At 52.2% G+C, this 7,173-nt stretch carries 10 protein-coding genes and 1 pseudogene; 1 reads left to right on the top strand and 10 read right to left on the bottom strand.

Annotated features, from left to right (window positions below):
- The coding region (locus tag INT22_RS14210; protein ID WP_319022082.1) for a TetR/AcrR family transcriptional regulator at nt 1–463 on the bottom strand (463 nt) is incomplete at its 3' end.
- A 122-nt stretch (nt 464–585) separates the two neighbouring features.
- On the opposite strand from INT22_RS14210, the gene INT22_RS14205 reads away from it, so the two are divergent.
- Nucleotides 586–1,068 carry an HPP family protein gene (locus INT22_RS14205; RefSeq protein ID WP_038483211.1) on the top strand — a complete coding sequence of 161 codons (483 nt, stop codon included), beginning with the start codon at nt 586–588 and terminating at the stop codon, nt 1,066–1,068.
- Between the two features lie 101 nt (nt 1,069–1,169).
- Here the strand turns inward: INT22_RS14205 and INT22_RS14200 are convergent, their stop codons facing one another.
- The 9 genes and pseudogenes from INT22_RS14200 to INT22_RS21100 form a co-directional block, all read right to left on the bottom strand.
- On the bottom strand, nt 1,170–1,625 hold the full coding sequence (locus tag INT22_RS14200) for a hypothetical protein (RefSeq protein WP_193068438.1): 456 nt from the start codon (nt 1,623–1,625) through the stop codon (nt 1,170–1,172).
- A 277-nt stretch (nt 1,626–1,902) separates the two neighbouring features.
- Nucleotides 1,903–3,183 (bottom strand): Rpn family recombination-promoting nuclease/putative transposase, encoded by a 1,281-nt coding sequence (locus INT22_RS14195; RefSeq protein ID WP_319022083.1) that lies wholly within the window; start codon nt 3,181–3,183, stop codon nt 1,903–1,905.
- 261 nt (nt 3,184–3,444) lie between these two features.
- Nucleotides 3,445–3,519, bottom strand: a pseudogene (locus INT22_RS21820) (hypothetical protein); the annotation flags it as partial.
- 92 nt (nt 3,520–3,611) lie between these two features.
- On the bottom strand, nt 3,612–4,391 hold the full coding sequence (locus INT22_RS14185) for an Rpn family recombination-promoting nuclease/putative transposase (protein WP_193068437.1): 780 nt from the start codon (nt 4,389–4,391) through the stop codon (nt 3,612–3,614).
- Nucleotides 4,392–4,497: 106 nt separating this feature from the next.
- On the bottom strand, nt 4,498–4,656 hold the full coding sequence (locus INT22_RS14180; RefSeq protein WP_226912752.1) for an Rpn family recombination-promoting nuclease/putative transposase: 159 nt from the start codon (nt 4,654–4,656) through the stop codon (nt 4,498–4,500).
- Nucleotides 4,657–4,986: 330 nt separating this feature from the next.
- Complete coding sequence (locus INT22_RS14175) at nt 4,987–5,253, bottom strand: hypothetical protein (RefSeq protein ID WP_226912751.1); 267 nt, start codon at nt 5,251–5,253, stop codon at nt 4,987–4,989.
- A 135-nt stretch (nt 5,254–5,388) separates the two neighbouring features.
- Nucleotides 5,389–6,588 (bottom strand): hypothetical protein, encoded by a 1,200-nt coding sequence (locus INT22_RS14170; protein WP_193068435.1) that lies wholly within the window; start codon nt 6,586–6,588, stop codon nt 5,389–5,391.
- 17 nt (nt 6,589–6,605) lie between these two features.
- Nucleotides 6,606–6,917: a hypothetical protein gene (locus INT22_RS14165; protein ID WP_193068434.1), complete on the bottom strand. Its 312-nt coding sequence runs from the start codon at nt 6,915–6,917 to the stop codon at nt 6,606–6,608.
- 30 nt (nt 6,918–6,947) lie between these two features.
- Nucleotides 6,948–7,173 (bottom strand): hypothetical protein (locus INT22_RS21100; RefSeq protein WP_226912750.1); only part of this gene is annotated, 226 nt, incomplete at its 5' end.

Raw genomic sequence — 7,173 nt, 5'->3', positions numbered from 1 at the left:
CCGCTTCCGACAACGTAGTCACCGTTTTTTCATCAACGAATATTTGTGACATATACCCGTTTATTAAGCCAAGCATGGCTCTTTTATGGTTAGCGCACTGTTGATGCACGGGATGATTTAAGTCACTGAATTCAGCACTGACATTGATGAAATAACACCCATGGAAAGGATAAATTAGCTTTTCTCTCTCATTAAACCAATCATCCAACGCATCGAACAAAGCAAAAATTGCGCTTTGTCCATCAGGTGCGCCCTGCGTGCGCCCTTCAACCCAGGAAAAAAATTGTCGGTCACGATAGTCAACCGTTGCAGCGATCAGGGCTTCTTTGCTGGCAAAGTGATGGTATAGCGTTTTTTTTGCCACGCCTGATTCAGCAATGATCCGGTTGATACCAATGGCATGCACCCCGTAGCGGTAAAACAGCCCAAAGGCGACCGAAACTAACTGCTCTCGTCTTTCCACAGCACAACCTCACTTTCATTTTACGAACAACATATTGACCCACAGAGACCGATCTGTCTACCATAGCCAAAGGAGACAGATCGGTCTCCCTTGTCTCAACTCTTTCGCCCAAGGATGCATCCATGAGAATTTCCCTGTATTTACCTGCTCAACAGAAAGCAGCCCTGCTCGCTGGCATTGGAGCGACTGGATGCATAACAGCACTCAGCTTTCTAAGTTCACACAGTGACGCGTTATGGCTAATGGCCCCCTTTGGCGCCACCATGGTGATACTGTTTGGTTTACCCGCCAGCCCATTAGCCCAACCACGCAACGTGATTGCGGGTCACTTAATAACGGCGGCGTTAGGACTGATGGTGGCTCATTTCTTTGGCGTGCACGAATGGACGCTGGGCTTGGCAGTCGGTTTATCGATAGTCGCTATGATGCTTACCCACACCATCCACCCGCCTGCAGGTGCTAACCCCCTACTGATTATGCTAGCGGGAGAACACTGGCATTTTTTGATCACTCCCGTAGCGTCTGGAGCCCTTTTAATTGTGGGATTCGGATACGTGTATCACCGGTTTGTTTCAGGGCAACCGTACCCCAAGCAATGGTTTTAGTAGAAGAGGATCGTAGTGCAGAACGAGTGTTCGTAAGCGAAAATCTTAATCCGTTTGTTCGTGGCATGCTTAGCTGTGCTTTTGAGTGCATTTATTAGCACTCACAAACCACTGCCCGCATACTTTATCTTCTTATATAGCTCACCGATAAAATTGACTCCCACTATCAAGCCCACACCAAGAGCAATGACGACGAGAGAACCATAGGCAATACTACCTGACCAGATCCACTGACTAATCGCTGTGCCAATATGTTGCAAAGTGAGATAAACACCTATCAGAAAACTACCTGCACGGACTAAGCCTAGTTCGTGCAGTGATAACTGAGAGTCAGCGTTATTAGCTGGATGAATTTTATTAGCCAGCGGTTCTGCCACTAGCCAAAGTACAGCGCCGACAATAAGAGGCATAACAATCATTGCTATCAGGGTGACTAACCACTCGTCATATGATTCTGTCGAGCCTGGGCCAAACAGCATCGGCGCTAGGGCAAGTAGCGGATTAAGCGCAATATACAGCGCTAAAATGCGTAACAAGATAATAGAGAAAGTTTTCATAGAATATGTTCACACTCCCTGTGATTTACATCGATATAAACGCCACATGATGAATATCGGGGGCTGACGATATTATCCTAGTTATTTATCACCACTATTTCACTTAAAACAGTGACCTCTCTTCAAGCGCACTTAGCCAAGGAGCATCTGAAACATAAAAAATACCCCTTGGCACTTTCGGGCCAAGGGGTATCGGTTACGTCAGCAACATCGCCTCGTTTTTCAGTTCGACGCGCAGGCCTACTACCCGGTCGATGGCTTACAGGCTGTAAGAATGCTAGCGCTTGAACATATCATCCAGGCGATTGGCGAACAGTACATCACGCATCCAGACTTTCAACTGGTCATGATCGGCTTGCACAAGCTGCGCTTCTACCCAGTCAGGCACCTCACCAAACTTGAATGTGAGCTGGGTGCGTACTACCTCGCGCGCTTCAGTCAAACGTCCTTCTTGCCGTCCTTCTTGCCGTCCTTCCAGGCGTTCTTTCTTGACCAGGTTCTCTAAATTCTCTGCCAACATGTCTTTGTCCTCCATCAAGCTGTCGAGCCGGTCCAGATTGACCTCTGTGCCTAGCCGGTACAAATGCCGCTTGAGCCAGCGGGTGATAATCCGGTCGATGCGTTCCTTATTGGGGTCAGCCTGAATAAAGGCGACGACCCGATCCACAGCCTTCTGTAGGGCTTCCCAACTTTCACCGGCATTTTCCACACCGAATACACCGCTGAGCGGTGTCTGGCGTAAGCCCAATTCTTCGTTAGTATAACGCCCTTCATCAACCAGAAAATAGCGCAGGCGCGGTTGATAGACCTGCAGAAAGCTCGGCGGTTCCGGCTGCACCATTTCGTAGATATCCAGCGGGGCTGTCCAGGGTTTGGAGCCATTGTACAGTACCACCGGAAACACCGGTGGCAAGCCTTGGCTGGGGGTGATGACCTTCTGTTTGAGTAATTCACTGTAAAAGCAGGCGACGTAGTGCATCAGCCGAATCGGCATGCTGCGATCAACCGCTGACTGGAACTCTAATAAAATGTATAGAAACACCCGCTGCGTCATGCCCTGCCAAGTGACTTCCACCGACCACACCACGTCTTCGATCTTCTCTTCGAACAGCGGTGTGATGTAATGGCCACTGTGCTTCTTGAGCGTCGTGAAGTTCATTAACCCGGCAATTTCAGGCGGAGCAAAGCCTTCAATCAGGGTAATCGTGGTTTGAGCCTCAACGTCTTGTCTGACGCGGTCGGCATCGAAGATCGGGGCAATGCCGGTGTCTGCGTCGCCGGTTCTGGCGTTTTGATTGCCTGCCAGGCCGCTGATGGCGGCAACCGTGGTGCTATTTGCCTTACCGTCGTCGCGGCCGGTGCCGGTGCCGATGCCGGAGAGTCCGATACTGCTTTCACCGCTATCATTTCCACCACTGCTGAGGCCAACGCTGATACTTTCGGCCTCATAGGTGGCGTTGTTGGCAAGGTCGGTTAACGTGAGTGCACCGCTTTCCAGTGCCTCGCTGGCGGTTTGCCCGGCAGTGGTGAAGGTATTGAGGTCGTCGTCAATCGCCACGTCTGTGCTGGTGATGGCACCGCCGGTGAGTTTGGTGATGCCGCCGACATTGACCTGGAAGCCGCCGTCGCCAGCGCGCAGGCCGCTTTGCTCATTGACGCTTTGGAAGTCGCTATTGATTTTCGTGCGGCTAAGGTCAAGGTTGAGCGAGGGTGTGCCGCCGGTTAGCGGGATGCTGGCACCGAAGCCACTGCTTGAGTGGCGTTCGTTGTGGACGGCGGTGTCCTGCAGGCTTTCAATGGTCAGGTCGCCGCCGATGTTGGTGGTGATTTGCGGGGCGCTGACCACCGCGCCTTTGAGGGTGGTGTCGCCACCGCTGGTGAGGATGACTTGGTTGCCTGCGCTGAGCTGGGTGTTGTTGAAGAAGGTACTGTCACCATTGCCGTGGCCCTTGGCGCGGCCGTCTCCTTAACCGAGCGCTTGGAAAGCTAGCGCTTGAACATATCATCCAGGCGATTGGCGAACAGCACGTCGCGCATCCAGCCTTTCAACTGGTCATGGTCGGCTTGCACAAGCTGTGCTTCTACCCAGTCAGGCACCTCACCAAACTTGAACGTGAGTTGGGTGCGTACCACCTCGCGCGCTTCAGCCAAACGTCCTTTCTCAATACCAGACTGCTCACCTTCCTGCCGCCCTTCCAGGCGTTCTTTCTTGACCAGGTTTTCTAAATTCTCTGCCAACATGTCTTTGTCCTCCATCAAGCTGTCGAGCCGGTCCAGATTGACCTCTGTGCCTAGCCGGTACAAATGCCGCTTGAGCCAGCGGGTGATAATCCGGTCGATACGCTCTTTGTTGGGGTCAGTCTGAATAATGGCGACGACCCGATCCACAGCGTTCTGCAGGGCTTCCCAGCTTTCTCCGGCGTTTTCTACCCCGAACACACCGCTGAGCGGTGTCTGGCGTAAACCCAATTCTTCATTAGTATAGCGCCCTTCATCGATCAGAAAATAGCGTAGACGCGGTTGATAGACCTGCAGGAAAGCCGGCGGTTCCGGCTGCACCATGGCGTAAATATCCAGTGGGGCTGTCCAGGGTTTTGAGCCATTGTACAGCACCACCAGAAATACCGGTGGCAGGCCCTGGCTGGGCGTAATGACCTTCTGTTTGAGTAGTTCACTGTAAAAGCAGGCGACGTAGTGCATCAGCCGAATCGGCATGCTGCGGTCAACCGATGACTGGAATATGCCTAATACATTCATAGCCACCATGCCCGCCCCCTGCCACCGTCATTCCCGCATGCCCTTAGCGGGAATCCATTTTGACCTTGGGGTTGGATTTCACCTTAGGCAGGAGCCGTCGCTAGAAAGGTCAAGTTCAAGATGGATTCCCGATTACCCCACTCGGGAATGACGGGGTGGTGAAGTTCATTAATCCGGCAATCTCGGCAGGCGCAAACCCTTCAATCAGTTGCTCAACGAACTCAGGGTGGCTGAACAGTTCCTTGTAGCCGGTATCGTGGTGGTGGATGGCCATAACGCGTCCCTGTTAATTCTATAGTGGCAGAATACCATGGCGGGCGATGATCAGCAGCGCTTTCCAGTAGGCTGAGCCCTTTTATCACCACGCTACCGCCAGGCAAGACATTCCGTGCCTTCCCTGCCAGCAGCGCATTCCAGTAGGCTGAGCCCTTTTATCGCCACGCTACCGCCAGGCAAGACACGCCATGCCTTCCCTGCAAATCAATGCAGCAACGTCCGTGTTGCTGCGTCGGTTGAGGGTGTTATTTCATGGCGTGACCAAACAATGTGCCACCTCCAATGCTGGCCACAGTGTTGAACGGCAGTGGGCGGTCAAAGGTAGAACTCAAAGCCACACCGCCTTTATATAAAGCCAGATTGCATATAGCACAAAAAACAGTTCAAAAAAGTGGTAGCCACACCACCAAAAGATATTCGCACCCAGTGAGTGCATAATGCCTGAATCGCCCAAAGTGCCCATTTTAACTTCTTTACGTTTAAAGAGCGTTTTTTTTGAACTCAAGAGCATTAATGACCAAATTATGGAGCCTGCCAACCCCATCAACACATCTTGGTACTCCGGCATGCCCCGCCAAAACATCCAGAACATCATGCCACACGCCACAATTTGCAGCATTAACGTCATCACTGTTACCCGGTAAATCACCTTGCAAAATATCTGAAACTGTTTTTCTGTCATTGTTTGTGCCCACCCCGGTGTTGACTAACTCGTTTTACCATCGCGGTATTACTCGTCGTCTGTATCAGGCGCGGACTGCGTTTCGTCATATATCCACTGAATGATTTTCTCGGTGCCAGCTCCATAAATATTCCTCATCCATTCAAGGAACTCCTCGGAGTACACGCCAGTTTTTTCGGCACTTCCTGAGACTGCCTTTCCAACAACCGGGTTAGCAGCTGCTGCTGTAGCTTGTATCAACGCTCCACTACCATCTCCATCTAATACCTTCTCAGTCACATCCGAGCCAGTCATTCCCAGAGACACCCCTCGGCAGGCTGCCCCTGTTGGAAACACAGCACATATATCAATAATGTTGCGCACACGCTGGCCTATCCATTCAGCGCGGGCGATGGTGTCCGGGTCTTGTGACCAGTCAACACTTTCTAGGGTGGCGACTAGATCATTCAATTGACGCTCGATGAGGGCATCGGTGAGATCACCGCCAAGCTGCTCCCGTGTATTGGGATCTTGCAACAGCTCGAACGTTGCCGTTATCTCATCCAGCTGTGGGCTGCAGTCACTGCCAACCACGCGGCAGTCATCCAGCGGCGCGTTTTCCTGCAGGCCATTCAATAGCTGATGCTCAACCAGTTGGCGTTTTAGTTCTGGATCCAGTGCCGAGTCCTCGGAAGTTAATCGCTCCAGCTCCTGGTTAATGGCACGGTTGGTCAGATAATTATTCACCACCTCATTAAACGCCGCCGCGCCACCTTCGGTGCCGCCGGTGGCTGCACCGGCAGCGGTGCTGGCCAGTGCCGTGAGGCCGTCGGTGAGGGTGTCGTCGAGGCCAGCGTTTTTCAGGGCACTCGCGATGGCCGGGGCGCTGAGGGTACCCACGGCGGCGCCCGTAGCGCCTTGCGTTCCGCCGGTCAGTGCGCCGATGGCGGTGTGGGCGGCGAGGCGTTTAGTGCCATTTTCACCCCAGTCGCTTTGTAGCTGATCGGCCTGGGCGTTGAGTTGGTTGGCGCGTTCGCTGTCGCCCGCGGCCTGAGCCTGTTGGGCTTGCAGGCGCTTGCTTTGCGCTTCTTCGAGCTTGGCTTGGGCGGTGTCGCCCACTAACTGGCTCGCCCGCGACCCAAATTCCTGGGTAATGGCTGCTTGAGCCTGCACGTCTTTTCTGACGCTTTCTGCATCAAAGATCGGTGCAATGCCGGTGTCTGCATCGCCGGTGCTTAGTGTGCATCGTAGTTGGCGAAGTCGGTGCAAATCGCGTCGTTGGCAACCTAACCCCATGGATATCCATTAAACAGGAATAACGTAAAATAACCAATCAGCGCCAAAACAAACGCTATCAGTCTTGGCACACTCCCATCCTCCACTCTCACCCCACCGCCAGCAAACGAAATATATTTATCGTAAAAATAGGATTGTGCCGCCTGCCCAAAAAAAAGCTGCCCAACCAATACACCAACAAAATACTCCCACTCTCCCCAAAAACGTAAAGCAGCGTTTAAAAAAGAAAGGAAAACCATAAACCAAAGTATATAGACGCGATATTTTTTTATCCCCTCTAACCATGCGTCCTTTGAGCTCATAAGCCTTTCCCCAGTTTAAAGACACTTATATCAATCGATAATGTTAGTCGCATTGTCCGACACCTCGCCCCATACTCCCGCCAAATCCAACGCCGCAGTAATTCTTGCAGCCAATGGGGCAGGTACACCTCGAGCTATTGCGTATCTTTCAAACCCTGCACTCGCCACCTCCTTCGTTGCTGATGTAACAAATTCGTCTTTTAAGTAGCCAGATAACAAACCTGCCACACTCCCCAGGGAAAATGCATGAAAACCC

This window comes from Halomonas sp. 3D7M, from assembly GCF_014897885.1.
Taxonomy (GTDB): domain Bacteria; phylum Pseudomonadota; class Gammaproteobacteria; order Pseudomonadales; family Halomonadaceae; genus Vreelandella.
This window is presented reverse-complemented; position numbering and strand designations above follow the sequence as displayed.

Bases quoted from the DNA above. Each gene is read 5' to 3' on its own strand.
- INT22_RS14205 (WP_038483211.1), top strand. From the start codon at position 586: ATGAGAATTTCCCTGTATTTACCTGCTCAACAGAAAGCAGCCCTGCTC.
- INT22_RS14200 (WP_193068438.1), bottom strand. From the start codon at position 1,625: ATGAAAACTTTCTCTATTATCTTGTTACGCATTTTAGCGCTGTATATT.
- INT22_RS14185 (WP_193068437.1), bottom strand. From the start codon at position 4,391: ATGGTGGCTATGAATGTATTAGGCATATTCCAGTCATCGGTTGACCGC.
- INT22_RS14180 (WP_226912752.1), bottom strand. From the start codon at position 4,656: ATGGCCATCCACCACCACGATACCGGCTACAAGGAACTGTTCAGCCAC.
- INT22_RS14175 (WP_226912751.1), bottom strand. From the start codon at position 5,253: ATGATGTTCTGGATGTTTTGGCGGGGCATGCCGGAGTACCAAGATGTG.
- INT22_RS14165 (WP_193068434.1), bottom strand. From the start codon at position 6,917: ATGAGCTCAAAGGACGCATGGTTAGAGGGGATAAAAAAATATCGCGTC.